This is a genomic window from Hymenobacter segetis (assembly GCF_054776495.1).
Genome location: NZ_BAAHBV010000001.1, coordinates 2,403,977 through 2,420,068, shown reverse-complemented (window position 1 = coordinate 2,420,068; position 16,092 = coordinate 2,403,977). Strand labels below are relative to the sequence as shown.

The following is a 16,092-nucleotide window of genomic DNA, read 5'->3' as shown; positions in this document are numbered from 1 at the left end:
GCGACTGCGCTCAGCATGACGTTCTATTCGTCGTTGCCAACGACAAGTTGATGTTTACGACTTGCCCTTTTTGGTCTTGGTTTTGATTTTGCTGCCGTCGTCCATTTGCTTCTTCATCTTCTCATCCGCCGGCGCGGCCATTTCCGTGGGGGTGGTCATGGGCTTTTTCATCATTTCGGCAGCCACGGGCTTGCCTTCCATGTCCAGCTCCACCACGGGGTAGCCCAGGGCTTGCAGGGCGGGCAGCTGCTTGTTGTCGCCTACCACCACGATGGCCATTTTGTCGGCCGGCAGGTACTGCTTGGCGATGGCCTGCACGTCTTCCTTCTTCAGGTTCTTCAGGATTTCCGTTTGCTGGTTCACGTAAGTCGGGTCGAGGTTGTACTCCACCAGACGGGCCAGGAAGCCGGCTTTTTGCTGACCGGTTTCATACTTCAAGGCATCGCTCTGGCCCACCGACGACTGCACGAAGGCCAGCTCCTCATCAGAAATACCGTTCGGGTAGTTCGAAATCTCGCTCATGAATTCCTTCACCGAAGGAGCCGTGGCATCGGCGCGCACGCCGGCCTGGGCCGTGAACGGACCCGCGTAGCGCGTGCCGGCGAAGCCCGAGCGCGCGCCGTAGGTGTAGCCCTTGTTCTCGCGCAGGTTCAGGTTGATGCGCGAGTTGAAGGCACCGCCGAGCAGGTAGTTGGCCAAGTAGGCGCGGTAGTAGGGGCCGGTGGCGTCGTACTTCATGTCCGTCAGGTAGCCCACCCGGATTTCCGACTGCGCCGCACCGGGCTTGTTCACGAAGTAGATGGTCGTCTTGTCGGGCTGCGCGCCGGCCACGTCGGCCGGGATGGTCACGTCTTTCTTGGCCCAGTTTTTCAGGAAGCCGAGCTGCGGGTCCAGCGTGGCCTGGTCCACGTCGCCCACGGCTACGAGGTAGCTCACGTTGGGCGCGTAGTACTTGTTGTAGTAGTCCTTCACGTCGGCCAGCGTGAGGCTGCTCACCGAGGCGGTGGTGCCGGCCACGGCCGTACCGGCGATGTTGTTCTGGCCGTAGAGCAGGCGGTTGTAGGTGAGGTCGGCGATGACGGCGGGCTGGTTGGCGAAGTTGGCGATTTTCTCCAGCTGCTGCTTTTTCACACGGTCAAAATCCTGGGCATCAAAGCGCGGGTGCAGCAGGCGCTGGTCGAGCAGGGCCATGGTGGCAGGCAGGTTTTTGGTCAGGCTCTGCACGTACACGGTGGTTTCGTTGTCGTTGGCATTCGCAAATACCGACGAGCCCAGCTTATCGAGCGCCGCCGAGATTTCCTCGCCGGTGTACTTCTCCGAGCCTTCGTTCAGCATGCTGGCCGTGAGCTCGGCAATGCCGGCCTTGCCGGGCATGGCTTGCTCCAGGCGGTGGCCGCCGCGAATGGTCAGGCGCATGGTCACGGCCGGAATCTCGCTATTGCGGGTACCCACTACTTTCAGGCCGTTGGGCAGCGTTTCCTGGTAGAGGGCGGGCACTTTCACCACCGGGTTGGCACCGGATGCGGGCTGCTTGTTGCGGTCAAAGGTGTCGGTGGCCTTCGTGTATTTCAGGTTGTTGTAGCCGTAGTCGGGGGCTTTGTAACCGGCTTTGTCGATGGTGTAATTGTCGGGCTTGGCGGCGGCCACGCTGCCGGTTTTGGGCAGCACGCTCAGAATCACGGCGTGCTTGCCTTTGATGTACTTGTCGTACACGCGCTGCACATCGGCCTTGGTGAGGGCTTGCAGACGCTTGGTTTCCACGGTAATGTAGTTCGGGTTGCCGAAGAAGGTCTGGTTGGCGGCGAGCTGGCTCACCTTGCCCTGCACGCTGGCCAGGCCGCTCACGTTCTGGGCCTCGGTCTGGGCCTTGAAGCGTTGTACGTCCTCGTCGGTCACGCCCTTTTTCTCAAACTCCCGCAACGTGTTGCGGATGATAACCTCCGTGCTATCCAGTGTTTTACCGGGGAAGGGTAGGGCCACAAAATCGAAGAAGCCGCCCAGCTCCGAGTTCTGCTGGTAAGCCTGGGCCTGCACGGTTTTCTGGTTTTTCACCAGGTTTTTGTAGAGCAGCGAGGTTTTGCCGCCGCCCAGTATATCGGCCAGCGCGTCGAGGGGCATCTCGTCGGGGTGGCCGTGGGGCACCGTCGGAAACACCATTTGCAGCATTGGGAAGCGCACATTGTCGGTGTAGCTCACGTAGCGGTCGGCGGTGAGTACGGGCTCGGGCAGCTTCTGCACTGGCACCGAGGGGCCGCGCTTGATGGGACCGAAATATTTCTCTACCAGCTTCACCACTTCGGCGGGCTTCACGTCGCCGCCCACGGTCAGGGTGGCGTTGTTGGGGCCGTACCAGCGCAGGAAGAAGTTTTTCAGGTCCTGCAAATCGGCGCGGTCGAGGTCTTCGAGGTAGCCGATGGTGAGCCAGGAGTAGGGGTGGCCGTAGGGGTACAGCGTTTTCGAGATGTACTCGCTGGCCAGGCCGTAGGGGCGGTTGTCGTAGTTCTGGCCGCGCTCGTTTTTCACCGTCGAGCGCTGGATTTCAAATTTCTTCTGGCTCACGGCATCCAGCAGGAAGCCCATGCGGTCGGCCTCCAGCCACAGGCCGGTTTCGAGCTGGTTGCTGGGCAGCGTTTCGAAGTAGTTGGTGCGGTCCTGGTTGGTGCTGCCGTTGAGGTTGCCGCCGGCGGCCGTCACCAGCTTGAAGTGCTGCTGGTCGCCCACGTGGTCGGAACCCTGGAACATCATGTGCTCAAAGAAGTGCGCGAAGCCCGATTTGCCAATCTGCTCGCGGGCCGAGCCCACGTGGTAGGTCACATCGACGTGCACCAGCGGGTCGGAATGGTCTTCGCTCACGATGAGCGTCAGGCCGTTGGGCAGCACGTACTTCTCGTAGGGAATGACGAGCTGACCGGGCTGCTTGGTGACTTTTTCCACCAGCTTGGTGCCGCCGGGCGTGGTGGCCAGGGCCGTTTTGGTAGCGGGCGCTTTGGCCGCCGGTTTTTGCTGGGCAAAGCTGACGGTAGTCATCAGCGCCAGACCCAGAGTGGACAGGAAACGAAGGTTCATTCTGCGGAAAAGGGGATTGGTGGAAGTAAGGCAAGCAAATCAGGCTGCAACTTACAGCTTCGGACACAACCCGCGCGGCAATAGTCGCTGCGGTTGGTCTTGCGCGGCAAGGGCAATGGCTACATCGTCAGGGTTGCGTCAGGATTACGCCCGCGCCGGATAGTAATTGAAAAAAACCCTAGTCCTGTCATCCTGAGCGGAGCAAAAGACCTTACCATTCGTGAACAATTCGTTCAAACGTGATAAGGTCCTTCGCTCCGCTCAGGATGACAGGATTAGGGGCTTTCTAATCAACTGTTCAATAAAGTTTACTTCCGAATCAGCGCGCCCGCCTGCTTCTCAAACTGCTGAATCAGCTTCTGCATCACCTGGTCGATGGCCTGCTCGCTCAGCGTCTGGCTGAAATCCTGCAGGGTGAAGCTCACCGAGTAGGATTTTTTGCCCGCGCCCAGGTTTTCGCCGGCGTACACATCGAACACATTGATGCTTTGCAGCAGCTTTTTCTCGGTGCGCCGCGCAATTTGCTGGAGCTGGTCAAACGTCACCGCCGAGTCCACCACGATGCTCAAGTCGCGCCGCACTTCCGGGAATTTCGACAGCTCGCGGGCCACCAGCGTGGGCTTGTATTTCTTGCTCAGCGCGTCCCAGTCCAACTCGGCGTACCACACCGGCTGCGTCACGTCCAGCCGCTTCAGCACCGAGGCCGAAACCGCGCCCAGCTGCGCCACCGGCTGGTTGTGCACCAGCAGCGCGAGGCCGCCCGCCAGATATTCGTGTTGCACCGGCTGCGAAGCCGCCCCGCCAAAGCCCAGCGCCGCCAGCACCTGCTGCACCGCCCCGGCCAGGTTGTGGAAAGCGGCTTTTTCCGACTTGTGCTGCCAGGTTTCGCCATCAGCGTTGCCCGTCAGGTAAATCACCAGCTTGTTCTTTTCCTGATACTTGCCGTTCTCGTTCTGTGAGTAGGTTTTGCCGAACTCATACAGCTTCAAATCACGCTGGCGGCGGTTGATGTTGTGCCGGATAATCTCCAGGCCCGAGTGCAGCAGCGTGGGCCGCATCACGTTCAAATCAACGCTGTTGTAGTTCAGAATGCGAACCAGGGCGTTATTCGCCTCACCTTCCTTCTCAAAATAAAGCGAGTTGGTGAGCGAGTTGGTGAGAATCTCCGAATACCCCTGGCCGCTGAGCAGCGAGGCGATTTTCACGCGCGTCACCTCCGGGTCGGGGTTCGGGAATTTGGCCAGGAAGGAAGCCGAGTTGTTCGGGCGCAAAGCCACGTTATTGTAGCCGTAGATGCGCAGGATTTCCTCAATCACGTCGGCCTCGCGGGTCACGTCCACTTTGTGGGGCGGCACGGTCAGCGTCCAGGTGTCCTGGTCGCCGGCATCGGGGTTTTCTTCGGTGATTTCGATGTCCAAATCCGTCAGAATCTGCCGGATGCGCTCGGGCGCGATGTACTGGCCCACCAGCCGCTCCACGCGGGGCAGGCGCAGGCGCACGGTGACAGGCGGCACGGGGGCCGGGTACTCATCCACGATAGGCGCGGCGATGGTCGCTCCCGCCACTTCCTGGAGCAGCAGCGCCGCCCGCTGCAACGCCACCAGTACCATATTGGGGTCGGTGCCGCGCTCGAAGCGGAAGGAAGCATCGGTTTTCAACTGGTGCGTCTGCGATGTGCGGCGCACGGCGGCGGGGCCGAAGTAGGCGCTTTCCAGGAACACGCGGGTAGTGCTTTCGCTCACGCCCGAAGTCTTGCCGCCGAACACGCCGGCCAGCGCCATCGGCGCGCCATTGGCATCAGCAATTACCAAATCTTCGGCTTTCAGCGTGCGCTCGATGCCGTCCAGCGTCACGAATTTCTCGCCGGCTTCGGCGCGCTTCACGCGAATCTGACCGCCGGTAATCTGTTCGGCATCGAAGGCATGCAGGGGCTGGCCCAGCTCGTGCAGCACGAAGTTGGTCACGTCCACCACATTATTAATAGGGGAGAGGCCAATGCTGCGCAAACGGCGTTGCAGCCACTCCGGCGAGGGGCCAACCTGCACGTTTTCCATCAGCAAACCAGCGTAGCGCGGGCTGGCCTCGATGTCTTCAATAGTAACGTTGATATTCGATGCTGCCGAAGCAGGCGCGGAGAAACCGCTCACGTCCGGCAAATGGCAGGGCTGGCGCAGCAGCGCGCGCAGTTCACGGGCCACGCCGTAGTGCGAGGCGGCATCGGCCCGGTTGGGCGTGAGGCCGATTTCATACACCGTATCCGAGCCCAGGCCGAAGTAGTCGGCGGCAGGTGTGCCGTTGGGCAGCTCGGTATCGAGCACCATGATGCCGGCGTGCGACTGGCCCAGGCCAATTTCGTCCTCGGCGCAAATCATACCTTCGGAGGCTGCGCCGCGAATCTTGCTTTTCTTGATTTTGAACGGCTCGCCCTGCGCGGGGTAGAGCGTGGCACCTTCCAAGGCTACCACCACGCGCTGACCGGCGGCCACGTTGGGCGCGCCGCACACGATTTGGCGCGGGGTACCGTCGCCCACGTCCACGGTGGTCAGGCTGAGCTTGTCGGCATCGGGGTGCGGCTCGCGGGTGAGCACGGTGCCCAGCACCACGCCGCGCAGCCCGCCGGGAATGCTTTCCAGCTCCTCGGCGCTCTCCACTTCCAGCCCCGAGCCGGTGAGCAATGCGCCAATCTCGGCGGCAGGTTTATCGGTAGGAATGAGGGTTTTAAGCCAGTCGAGGGAAATACGCATGAGAAGGATTCAGTTATTCGGAGCCGATGGCCCGGCGGGCGGGCACTGCCACAAAGGTACAAACCCCGGCAAGCCCCTCGGAAATGCCGCCGGCCAACCCGGTATTTAGTCGTGAAACGACTTTTCGCCGGCCGGAATAGCGACTTGCAGCCGGTTCTCGGCCGGCGGCACCGGGCAGCTGTACTCGTTATTATAAGCGCAATACGGATTGTAGGCACGGTTGAAATCGAGCTCGATTTCCGTTTCGTTCAGCCTCGGAATGGGCGCATCGAGGTAGCGGCCGCCGCCGTAGGTTTCGTGGCCGTTGGTGAGGTCGGTGAAGGGAATAAATAGCGTGGAATCGCGGCCGTTGGCTTTCAGATAAACGCGCAATTGTTGCGGCGCATTATTAATGCGAAATTTTACCAATCCCCAATTCAGGTATTTCTCAGCTTTATTATCGCTCATTTGAATAAGCGTGGTATCGGGGTTCTCGGTGCGTGAAATATCGGCGTGCGGCACGAAGGCCAAATCGCCAGGATAGTATTTCAGGCTATCAAATTGCGCCTTTTGCGCGGTAGCAATTGGTGATTCTTCTGATTGCCGAAAGCTGCGGTTTTTTTCGCTGCGGAATTTATTTAACTGCGCTAAATAGACGCTGTTATTTGGTTTGGCGTCATTCAGCGAATAGAGAATAATGCCGATAATGGCGGCGGCCAGTGCTATTTTCTTAATCATATTATTTGTTTTACAGCATGCCCTCGTCAGCAAAGCTGTAGTAACCCTGGTCGGAATAAATGAGGTGGTCGAGAATGGGCAAATCCAGGAAATTGCCGGCTTCTTTCAGCTTCTTGGTGAGCTGAATGTCGGCGGCGCTGGGGTTGCGGTTGCCGCTGGGGTGGTTGTGCACCAGGATAATGCTGCTGGCCAATTGCTCTAGGGCTTCTTTGAAAATCATTTTGGGGTCGGCTACGGTGCCGGCCACTCCGCCCCGGCTGATGGCGGTTTTGCGCATCACCACGTTGGCCCGGTTCAGCAGAATTACCCAGAATTCCTCGTGCGGCAAATCCATCAGATTCGGCCGGATTAAATTATAGATGTCGCGCGAGCAGGTGATGGTTGTGCGCGGGGCAGCATCGGCTTCCTTGCGGCGGCGGCCCAGCTCCAGCGCGGCCACCACCGTGATGGCCTTGGCCGGGCCGATGCCGGGGTGGCGGCAGAGCTGCTTCACACTCTCGCGGGCCAGGGCATTGAGGTCGTTGCCAACGCCTTGCAGCATGAGTTTGCCCACGTCCACGGCCGTGAGTTTGGTGGTGCCCGAGCCGATGAGAATGGCCAGCAGCTCGGCATCGGAGAGGGCGGCGCGGCCTTTGGCCATCAGCTTTTCGCGGGGCCGGTCGTCCTCGGCCCAGCTCTTGATGCCGGTGGCGGCGGGGGCGACGTAGGCCGGGGTCGTACCCGGCAGGGTAGCGGCATCGAATTGCGGGAGGTCGTCGGCGGGTTCCATGCGATAGGGCGGCGGTAGAATGTAAAAAGTGCATTAAATGTAAAGCAAAAGCCGGCCGGGCGCGTTTAAGCCCCGAGGCTGTGGCTGCATCGTGGCGCGACGGCGTAATTCGAAGAGAAGATTTTTATGCGAAATCCGTTGGTTTTGTGGTTGGTGCTGGCCGTGGTGGTACTGGCCGAATGGTATGGTTATCAGGCGGTGCGTACGGTGGTGCAGCATCTTTCGCCCGGGGCACGGCGGGCGGCGGCCATCAGTTACTGGCTGCTCACGGTGGGCAGCTGGATGCTTGCCGGCTGGGCTGGTTCCACCCGACAATCGGGTAATATTCAGCTCAAAAGCTACCTCATGAGCCTGCCCGTGCTGCTGCTGGGGGCCAAGCTGCTAATGTTCATCCCGCTACTGCTGGAAGACGTGACGCGGCTAGCGCGTTGGGCTATGAGCTCGGCCAGCCGCCCGGCGGGCACGGAGGCGGTGGCTATTCCGCGCAGCGAATTCCTGGCCAAGCTGGCGCTGGGCATCGGGGCCATTCCGTTTTTTGCGCTGCTGTGGGGCATGGTGAAGGGCGGCACCGACTACACCGTGCGCCGTGTGACGCTGCGTTACCCCAATCTGCCGCCGGCGTTCGACGGCTTCAAAGTGCTGCAAATCTCCGACTTGCACACCGGTAGCTTCAACTCGACCGAGCCGCTGGAACGGGCCGTGGCCATGATAAACCGCCAGGGCGCCGACCTCATCCTGATGACCGGCGACCTGGTGAACAACCGCGCCACGGAGGTGGAGCCTCACATTCCGGCCCTATCGGGCATCAAGTCCGAGCTGCCCATTTTCTCCAGCCTCGGCAACCACGACTACGGCGACTACGTGGCCTGGGAAAGCCCCGCCGAGAAGCGCGCCAACCTGGAGCGCCTGATGCAGAACCACGCCAAAATGGGCTGGACGCTGCTCAACGACACCAGCCACACCATCATGCGCGGCCCCGACAAAATTTCGGTGCTCGGCGTGCAGAACTGGAGCAGCCACGCCAACTTCCCCAAGCACGGCAACCTGGCCCAGGCCCACGCCGCCAGCGGCGACGCGCCGTTCAAAATTCTGCTCTCGCACGACCCCTCGCACTGGGAGGCGCAGGTCCTCAATTATCCCGATATCGACCTGACCCTGAGCGGCCACACCCACGGCATGCAGTTTGGCGTGAACCTGCCATTCATGAAATGGAGCCCCGTGAAATACGTGTACAAGCAGTGGGCCGGCCTCTACGAGCAGGGCCGCCAGAAGCTGTACGTGAACGTGGGCCTGGGCTTTTTGGGCTATCCCGGGCGGGTGGGTTTCCTGCCGGAAATCACGGTGTTTGAATTGCGCCGCGCTTAACAGAGAACGATAAAAAAGAACGTCATGCTGAGCGTAGTCGAAGCATCTCTACCGCAGCGGTAATCCAATCGACAGGATTTACCCTCGTGGTAGAGATGCTTCGACTACGCTCAGCATGACGTTCTTTTTTACAGCGAATTAAAGCCGAGGTAACATCCACGCCACCATTGCCGTAAAGCGCCCCCAAACCATTTTTGGTTTGCATTTCAACTCCCTCTTTCTGAATTTATGAAAAATTCCCTGTTGATTCTCGCCGGCGCTGCTGCCCTTTCCCTCGCTTCCTGCTCGCAGGAAAAAACCACCGAGGTGACCACCGTGCCCGCCGACGGCACCACTACCACGACTACCACCACGACCTCGGCTCCGCTGACGGATGCCCAGATTGAGGCCCGTGCCCAGCAAATTGCTGATAAAATGGTGGCCAACATGAAAATCACGGACGAGGCCACGAAAACCAAAATCCGCACCGTGTATGTGAACCGCTATAAGCGCATGAACGAGCTGCGCACCAAGTACACCACCGATACCACCGGCATGGCCGCCGCCATGCGCGATGCCCGCGCAAACGAGGACCAGGAATTCAAGGTGATTTTTGTGGACCCCACCCAGTACCAGGCCTACGAGTCGAGCCGCTCGACCTACGACGACAGCAACTACTCGGACAATAATTCGTCGGCCACTTCGATGAGCGACACCACGTCGAGTTCGGCCGCCCCGGCTTCGTCGATGACCACCACGGAAAGCACCACTACCACCACTACCGACAACAGCACGGGTAGCGGTATGGGCACCGACGTGTCGAAAATGAAGGCCAAAGCCGAGGACGGCAGCAAAATCAAGGTGAAGGAAAACGGCAAGGTGAAAACCAAAGACGCCGACGGCACCAAAACCAAAAACTAGGGGTTTGGTCGATGCAATCGGCCAAATCATCGCTGAAAAGCCCGCACCTGCAACGGTGCGGGCTTTTTTTGGCTCGTTGGGTTGCTACTTTGTGGTTGCGTTGCGTTTAAGGATTAATGGGTTTCGAAGTAAAGTATTGTGTGCCGGCCGTTTGGCCCAAGCTGGGCCGGGCGCTGGGCTTGCTGCTGACGCTGTGGCTGCTGGCCGGCCGGGCGCAGGCCCAGCTGGCCCCCACGGTGCGCGTGAGCGGGAGTGTTTCGGAGGCCCGGACGCGGCTGCCCATCCCGGGCGCTACGGTGCAGGTAGTGCGCACGAAGCGCGGCGTGGTGACCACGACCACCGGCGATTTCAGCATCGACGCGCTGCCCACGGATACCGTTTTGTTTCGGGCGCTGGGCTACAAGGCGCAGCGCATGGCGCTCGGCGGCACGGGCCTGTCGCAGCTGGTGGTGCGCATTCAGCTGGCCCGCGACAGTGTGCGCCTGGGCGATGTGCAGGTGGTGGGCGACCGGCCCGACCGTGCCATCATCAACCGGGCGCTGCGCAACATCAAGCGGCCCGCGCCGCCGGTGGTGAGCGGGGCCAAGCGCCCGCCCAAGCCCAAACCGCTGTTTGCCGTGGACTCCACGGCCCCCAAAGCGCCCATTCCCACCATCGCCAGCCCTGTGAGCCTGCTCTACGACCAGTTCTCGCGCGAGGGCAAGCAGCGCCGCAAAATGGAGCAGATTGAAGCCGAGCAGCGCGCCGAAAAAGCCCGCAAAGCCCGGGCCGAGTACAACAAGGCGTTTTTGGATAATCGCGGCTACCAGCCGTAGAGGGCAGTTAAGCATTAAAATACCTGTCATCCTGAGCGGAGCGAAGGACCTTATCACCAAAGAACAGCTTGCAGAAACGTTCAAAAGATGTAGCCTTGATAAGGTCCTTCGCTGCGCTCAGGATGACAGACGCTTGTAAGTTCTAACTCCTGGCTGGATTTCCGCGTAAGCCGGGGTATGAGAATTGGGTATCCCTGCGTGAATGAGGCGATGGATTGTAGCTCGGGCAATACGTTCCGGCTGGCCTCGTATTCGGAAGAGCGGCTGATTGCGGCCGTGACGGCCAACCTGGCCTGCCTGCGCCGCATGCTGGAATGGAACGTAGCCCAAGGCTTGCTCTTTTTCCGCATCGGCTCCAGCATCGTGCCGTTTGGCTCGCATCCCATCAATACTTATTCCTGGCAGACGCATTTTGCGGCTGATTTCCGGGCCATCGGCGACTACATCAAGGCTAATAATCTGCGGGTGAGCTTTCACCCCGACCAATTCGTGGTGCTGAATTCGCCCAGCCCGGACATTGTGCAGCGCAGCATTCAGGAGCTGGTTTACCAAGGCTCGATGCTGGATTTGATGGGACTCGATGGCACGGCCAAGCTCCAGATTCACGTGGGCGGGTTGTATGGGGAGCGGGAACAGGCGATGATTCGGTTTGCCCAGGTACACGCTACGTTGCCCGAAGCCGTGAAAGCCCGCGTGGTGGTCGAAAACGACGACCGGCTGTATCCGCTGCGCGATTGCCTGGAGCTGCACCAGCTCACCGGCGTGCCCATCCTGTTCGATAATTTCCACCACGAGTGCCTCAATCACGGCGAGCCCATGGCCGAGGCCCTGCGCCTGGCCGCCGCTACCTGGCACCCCACCGCCGACGGCGTGCCCATGATGGATTACAGTTCGCAGGCTTTGGGCGAGCGCAAGGGCAAGCATACCGATGACTTGGTGGATGAGCGGTTCCGTGAGTTCCTCACCCACCTCCACGGCCATGATTTCGATGTCATGCTGGAAATAAAAAACAAGGAAGCCAGCGCTCTGCGCGCCGTGGCCATTCTGCGCGAGTTGGGCCTGAGCGCCGCCGCGCCCGATATTCCCAGCCCGCCCCTCACGCTGCCGGCCGTGCCCAAAGCCCGGCGCGTAGCCAAAGCAGTAGGGTAGGCGGCAAACTCCCGGTCCGGCCCGCTGTTTCACTTCGACCAACACCTTTTCTCCCTCCCCGAACATGAATTCCGACCACCTCCTCGCCACCGTCAGCGCCTTGCGCAACGGCCTCACCAGCCTGCCCCTGGGCTCGGCCATGGATAATACCGAAACCTGGCAGCACCAGTTTCTGCAAAGTGGCGAACCCGGCTTGCAGGACATTGCCCGCGAAATCGGTAACCTGCAATCGCTGCTCAGCAGCGGGGCGTTGAGCGCGCACGCCATCGGCACCTCGCTCTCGATGCTGGGTGACCAAACCAGCGAAATAATTCCCCAGGCCCCGGCTGACTTGAAAAAGCCACTCACCGAGCTGGCCGACCTGCTGCATCGCCACGGCGGCGACCTGCTGGCCCACGCCGAAAAAAGCAAGAAATAGCCTCTGATTCAGCTTAAGAATCAGCTTTAAAAAAGCCCCGTCCGAAATATCGGGCGGGGCTTTTTTGGGCTAAGTGTGAGGCGGGAAATCTAATTCCGAATGTTGCTGCTGGAGCTGCGGCGCGAACGGCTGGGCACCACTTCGGTAGACTGCCGGCGGCGGTCGTCCTTAATGATGGGCTGCTCCCGGACATCGGGCACGGTGTTGGGCGACATTTCGGGCGTGGCGGCCGGCGAGAAGCCACGGTCGTCGAGCTGGCGGGTGGGCTGGGCGTCGCGGTTAGTAGGAGTGCGCTGCATATCGGGCGGCCCCTGGATGGTGCTTTGGTTGAGGGCGGGGTTCACGGGGGGCACGGTGGTCTGGCCCTGGCTGCCGCCGCGCACGGGGGCCGAGGGGTCGAAGGGCACGGTTTGGGCCTGGGCCGTGGCGGCGAACAACAGGCCGGCGAGTAGGAGGGAGTATTTCATGGATGAGGTGGGGAGAGGAGCCAAAAAAAGCCAACCGCTTCGGTTAAAAACTGCCGGCTGACAACTTGTTACGGCGCTGAGCCGCAAAAAGTTATTGCCTGATAGTCGTGCCTTTGCCATTGGGCATCGTGCCTTTGGTCCTGGTGAGATGGTCTGATATTATAGGAGGGTTATATGTGAAATTGCTGGCGTGATTGGGGCCGACTGGTGGTCAACACTGAAAAATGTTGACCTTCTGTTGTAACCTTCCGCTGCGGGCTCGGTGTCCACATCCAAATACCCTTAAAACCCCCTTTTTTAGGTTGGACTCGCTAACGGATAATGCGCTGATGCTGCGGGTGAAAGCCGGCGACGTGGACCGAATGGGCCTGCTCTTCGAGCGCTACCACCGGCCGCTATTCGGCTTCCTCTACCACATGCTGGGCCGTGCCGCCAGCTGCGATGACCTCGTGCAAACTGTGTTCTACCGCATGCTGAAATACCGCCACACCTTTACCAGCGATGGCGAATTCCGCACCTGGATGTACCACTTGGCCCGCAACGTGCTGGCCGATTTCATAAAGAAAAACCGCCACGCCGCCCATCACACCGACGTGGCCGAAATGGCCGAGCACCTGCCCGGCGGCCTCAGCGCCGATGCCGGCCTGGAACAGGCCCAGGACGTGGCCCAGTTGCACGAGGCCCTGGACCGCCTCCGGCCCGAAGACCGCGAAATATTGGTTCTGAGCCGGTTTCAGGAATTGAAATATGCCGAAATAGCCCGCGTGCTGGGCACTACTGAAGGTGCCGTGAAGGTGCGTGTGCACCGCGCCATGAACGAATTAAAAACGACTTTCCTCCGCATTGAAAACTGACCCATCGCCCATGAACTGCGAAGAAACCAAAGGGCAGCTGGTCGACTACCTAAGCCGCCAGCTGTCGGCCCCCGAGCACGAAGCTCTGGCCGCTCACCTGGCCACCTGCGCCGAATGCCGCGAAGAGCTGCAAGCCGTGGAACGCGTGTGGCACACCCTGGGCCGCGTGCCCGTGCCGGAGCCCGGTCCGCAGGCGCGGCCCGAATTCTATGCTAAGCTAGCCTCCTTCAAAGAAGAGTTGGAAACCACGCCCGATTATTCGCTCCGGGGCCTGTTGGCGTGGCTGAAGGCCCTGCCCATCCCGCGCCCGGCCCTGCGGCTGGCTTACAGCCTGTGCCTGCTGGGCGTGGGCCTGCTGGGCGGCTACTGGCTGAATAACGGTTCTAAACCTGCCCCCGCCGCCGACCAGCAGCAACTGGCCGCGCTGTCCGCCCAGGTGGGCGAAATGCGCCAGGTCATGCTGCTCTCGCTCATCGATAATCCTTCGGCTACTGAGCGGCTGCGGGCCGTGGGCTACACCAAGGAGCTGCCCGACCCCAATGCCAAGGTGGTGAATGCCCTGCTGAGCACCCTCAACCACGATGATAACGTGAACGTGCGGCTGGCCACGCTGGAAGCCCTCACGCCACTGGCCCAGAACGATGCCACCGTGCGGCTGGGTCTGGTGCACGCCCTGGCCCAGCAGGAATCGCCGCTGGTGCAGGCCGCCCTGGCCGATGCCATGGTGCAGCTGCAGGAGCGTCGCTCGGTGCAGCCGCTGCGCCGGCTGCTGAAACAGGCCAACCTGGACGACATGGTGAAAAGCAAAATCGAACAAAGCATTCAAACCCTGAGCGACGGCCAGCCCGCCGACCCCGCAACCCCCCAACGCCATGACCAGCCCCAACTTTCTCCTCAGCCTGCCCGCGCTGCTCTTGCTGTGTAGCGCCACCGCCTGCCAGGCCCAGACCAGCCTGCGCCCGCAGTTCAAAGAGCAGATTAGCAAGGAATTCACGCTCACGGCCGATGCCGCGCGCAGCACGCTGGCCCTGTACAACATCAGCGGCTCGGTGATGGTGCAGGGCTACGCCGGCAACAAGGTGCTGGTGGAAGCCACCAAAACCATTACCGCAGATGATGCCAAAACGCTGGAAATCGGCAAGGCCGAGGCGCAATTGGGCTTCACGCAGCGCGGCGACAGCGTGGTGGTGTACCTGACCGGCCCCTACGACTCGCGGCCCCACAACAACGACCGCCGCAACTGGAACCACAAGGACATCGACTACCGCTACGATTTCGACTTCGTGGTAAAAGTGCCCTACCAGCTCAATCTGCATGTTGCGACCATCAACCACGGCGATGTGAAGGTGCAGGACGTGACCGGCCCGCTGCACGTTTTCAACGTGAATGGCCCCATCACCCTCACCAACGTGAAGGGCAGCACCGAGGCCCGCACCGTGAACGGCAACGTGGACGCCACCTACGCGGCCAATCCACCCGGCGCGTCGTCGTACCACACCATCAACGGCCAGATTCGGGTGAAATACCCAGCCAGTTTCGCGGCCGATATGCACTTCAAGAGCATGCACGGCGAGTTTTACACCAATTTCCCCAATGCCGAGATGTTGCCGGTGCAGGTCACCAAAAACCGGGAAGGCCACGGCGGCGGCACCGTCTACAAGCTGACCAAGGACACGGCCGTGCGCATCGGCAAAGGCGGCCCCGACCTGCATTTCGAAACCCTCAACGGCGACGTGACCGTCACCAAACTCTAATTAGCCAATCAATACCCCGATGAATACTTCATTCCAAATATCACCGCAGCGCATTTCACGCTTTCTGGCTCTGAGCATGCTACTGCTCGCCAGTGCCCTGCCCGGCCGCGCTCAGGATTCCGAAAAGGACGCCAAAGAACAGCTCAATGTGGCCCTGAGTGCCCCCGGTAAGCCCGGCTCGCTGGATTTGAGCCTAGTGAACGGCTTCATCCACGTAACTGGCTACAGCGGTAAGGATGTGATGATTGACGCCGTGGCCCGCGCCCGCCAGGGCGACCGGCACCCCACCAGCAAGGCCGAAACCAACGGCATGAAGCGCCTCTCGTCCGCCAACAACCTCAACCTGACGGCCGAGGAAAAGAACAACCACGTCGAAATCACCACTGACTCCTACCAGCACCCTGTCGACCTGACCATCAAGGTTCCCCAGAATTTTTCGCTCAAGCTCAGCACCGTGAACAATGGCGATATCACCGTCGACAATGTGACCGGCGAGCTGGAAATAACCAACGTGAACGGGGCCATTCAGCTCAGCCAGGTGGCCGGCTCGGCGGTAGCCAACACGGTAAATGGCAACCTGATTGTCACCTTCAAAAGCGTGACGGCGGGCGCGCCCATGGCTTTTTCCACGCTCAATGGCAAGGTTGATGTGACATTTCCCGGCTCCATCAAGGCGGCGCTCAAAATGAAATCGGAGCGTGGCGATGTGTACAGCGACTTTGACGTGGCCGTGGACAAAGGCAGCGCTAAAGTCACGCGCACCAGCCAAAACGGCCTTTCCCGCCTCAGCACCGACGACTGGACCTACGGCAAAGTGAACGGCGGCGGCCCCGAGGTGATGCTGAAAACCTTCAACGGCGACATTTTCCTGCGGAAAGCGAGGTAAAGCCGCATTGCAAATTTTCAGGCCCCAGCAGGGCGGCACTTGCGCCAACAAGTGCCGCCCTGCTGGGGCCTTTTCGGTTTTAAGAGGCATTTGCACCGCTATTCCCGACCTTCCCGAAAAAAAAAGTTGGACCCCTCTGTAACGTCTGGGCCAACTCCCGGTACTCCTTTCATTCCAACCCCTAAACA

General features: G+C 60.5%; 14 protein-coding genes. 9 read left to right on the top strand and 5 right to left on the bottom strand.

From position 1 onward, the window contains the following. Positions 1 to 54 precede the first annotated feature (54 nt). The 4 genes from ACYU70_RS10085 to radC form a co-directional block, all read right to left on the bottom strand. A complete protein-coding gene (locus tag ACYU70_RS10085; protein ID WP_342296881.1) occupies positions 55 to 3,066 on the bottom strand; it encodes a M16 family metallopeptidase in 3,012 nt (1,003 codons plus the stop codon). 308 nt (positions 3,067 to 3,374) lie between these two features. Then, a complete protein-coding gene (gene pheT / locus ACYU70_RS10080) occupies positions 3,375 to 5,810 on the bottom strand; it encodes a phenylalanine--tRNA ligase subunit beta (protein WP_342296882.1) in 2,436 nt (811 codons plus the stop codon). Positions 5,811 to 5,915: 105 nt separating this feature from the next. Then, on the bottom strand, positions 5,916 to 6,527 hold the full coding sequence (locus ACYU70_RS10075) for a DUF1684 domain-containing protein (RefSeq protein ID WP_342296883.1): 612 nt from the start codon (positions 6,525 to 6,527) through the stop codon (positions 5,916 to 5,918). Between the two features lie 10 nt (positions 6,528 to 6,537). Then, positions 6,538 to 7,296 (bottom strand): RadC family protein, encoded by a 759-nt coding sequence (radC, locus tag ACYU70_RS10070; RefSeq protein ID WP_342296885.1) that lies wholly within the window; start codon positions 7,294 to 7,296, stop codon positions 6,538 to 6,540. Between the two features lie 126 nt (positions 7,297 to 7,422). Between radC and ACYU70_RS10065 the strand changes: the two genes are divergently transcribed. From ACYU70_RS10065 to ACYU70_RS10045, 5 genes are all read left to right on the top strand, one after another. Beyond that, positions 7,423 to 8,661, top strand: coding sequence for a metallophosphoesterase (locus ACYU70_RS10065; protein WP_342296886.1), 1,239 nt, complete (start codon positions 7,423 to 7,425; stop codon positions 8,659 to 8,661). 228 nt (positions 8,662 to 8,889) lie between these two features. Further along, a complete protein-coding gene (locus ACYU70_RS10060; RefSeq protein ID WP_342296888.1) occupies positions 8,890 to 9,561 on the top strand; it encodes a hypothetical protein in 672 nt (223 codons plus the stop codon). Positions 9,562 to 9,677: 116 nt separating this feature from the next. Beyond that, entirely contained in the window at positions 9,678 to 10,376 is a 699-nt protein-coding gene (locus tag ACYU70_RS10055) for a carboxypeptidase-like regulatory domain-containing protein (RefSeq protein ID WP_342296889.1), read from the top strand. A gap of 177 nt (positions 10,377 to 10,553) precedes the next feature. Then, a complete protein-coding gene (gene uvsE / locus ACYU70_RS10050) occupies positions 10,554 to 11,525 on the top strand; it encodes a UV DNA damage repair endonuclease UvsE (protein WP_342296890.1) in 972 nt (323 codons plus the stop codon). Between the two features lie 64 nt (positions 11,526 to 11,589). Next, the gene (locus ACYU70_RS10045) at positions 11,590 to 11,943 is read left to right on the top strand and encodes a hypothetical protein (RefSeq protein ID WP_342296892.1); all 354 of its coding nucleotides are present in this window, start codon (positions 11,590 to 11,592) and stop codon (positions 11,941 to 11,943) included. An 89-nt stretch (positions 11,944 to 12,032) separates the two neighbouring features. Here the strand turns inward: ACYU70_RS10045 and ACYU70_RS10040 are convergent, their stop codons facing one another. Then, positions 12,033 to 12,410 (bottom strand): hypothetical protein, encoded by a 378-nt coding sequence (locus ACYU70_RS10040; RefSeq protein WP_342296895.1) that lies wholly within the window; start codon positions 12,408 to 12,410, stop codon positions 12,033 to 12,035. Between the two features lie 302 nt (positions 12,411 to 12,712). Here ACYU70_RS10040 and ACYU70_RS10035 point away from each other — a divergent pair, with 302 nt between their 5' ends. From ACYU70_RS10035 to ACYU70_RS10020, 4 genes are all read left to right on the top strand, one after another. Beyond that, on the top strand, positions 12,713 to 13,264 hold the full coding sequence (locus ACYU70_RS10035) for an RNA polymerase sigma factor (RefSeq protein WP_342296897.1): 552 nt from the start codon (positions 12,713 to 12,715) through the stop codon (positions 13,262 to 13,264). Positions 13,265 to 13,274: 10 nt separating this feature from the next. Next, positions 13,275 to 14,189 carry a HEAT repeat domain-containing protein gene (locus tag ACYU70_RS10030; RefSeq protein ID WP_342296898.1) on the top strand — a complete coding sequence of 305 codons (915 nt, stop codon included), beginning with the start codon at positions 13,275 to 13,277 and terminating at the stop codon, positions 14,187 to 14,189. Then, complete coding sequence (locus ACYU70_RS10025; protein WP_342296899.1) at positions 14,137 to 15,018, top strand: DUF4097 family beta strand repeat-containing protein; 882 nt, start codon at positions 14,137 to 14,139, stop codon at positions 15,016 to 15,018. The genes ACYU70_RS10030 and ACYU70_RS10025 overlap by 53 nt, the downstream gene beginning before the upstream one ends. A 76-nt stretch (positions 15,019 to 15,094) precedes the next feature. After that, on the top strand, positions 15,095 to 15,904 hold the full coding sequence (locus ACYU70_RS10020; RefSeq protein ID WP_342296900.1) for a DUF4097 family beta strand repeat-containing protein: 810 nt from the start codon (positions 15,095 to 15,097) through the stop codon (positions 15,902 to 15,904). Positions 15,905 to 16,092 lie beyond the last annotated feature (188 nt).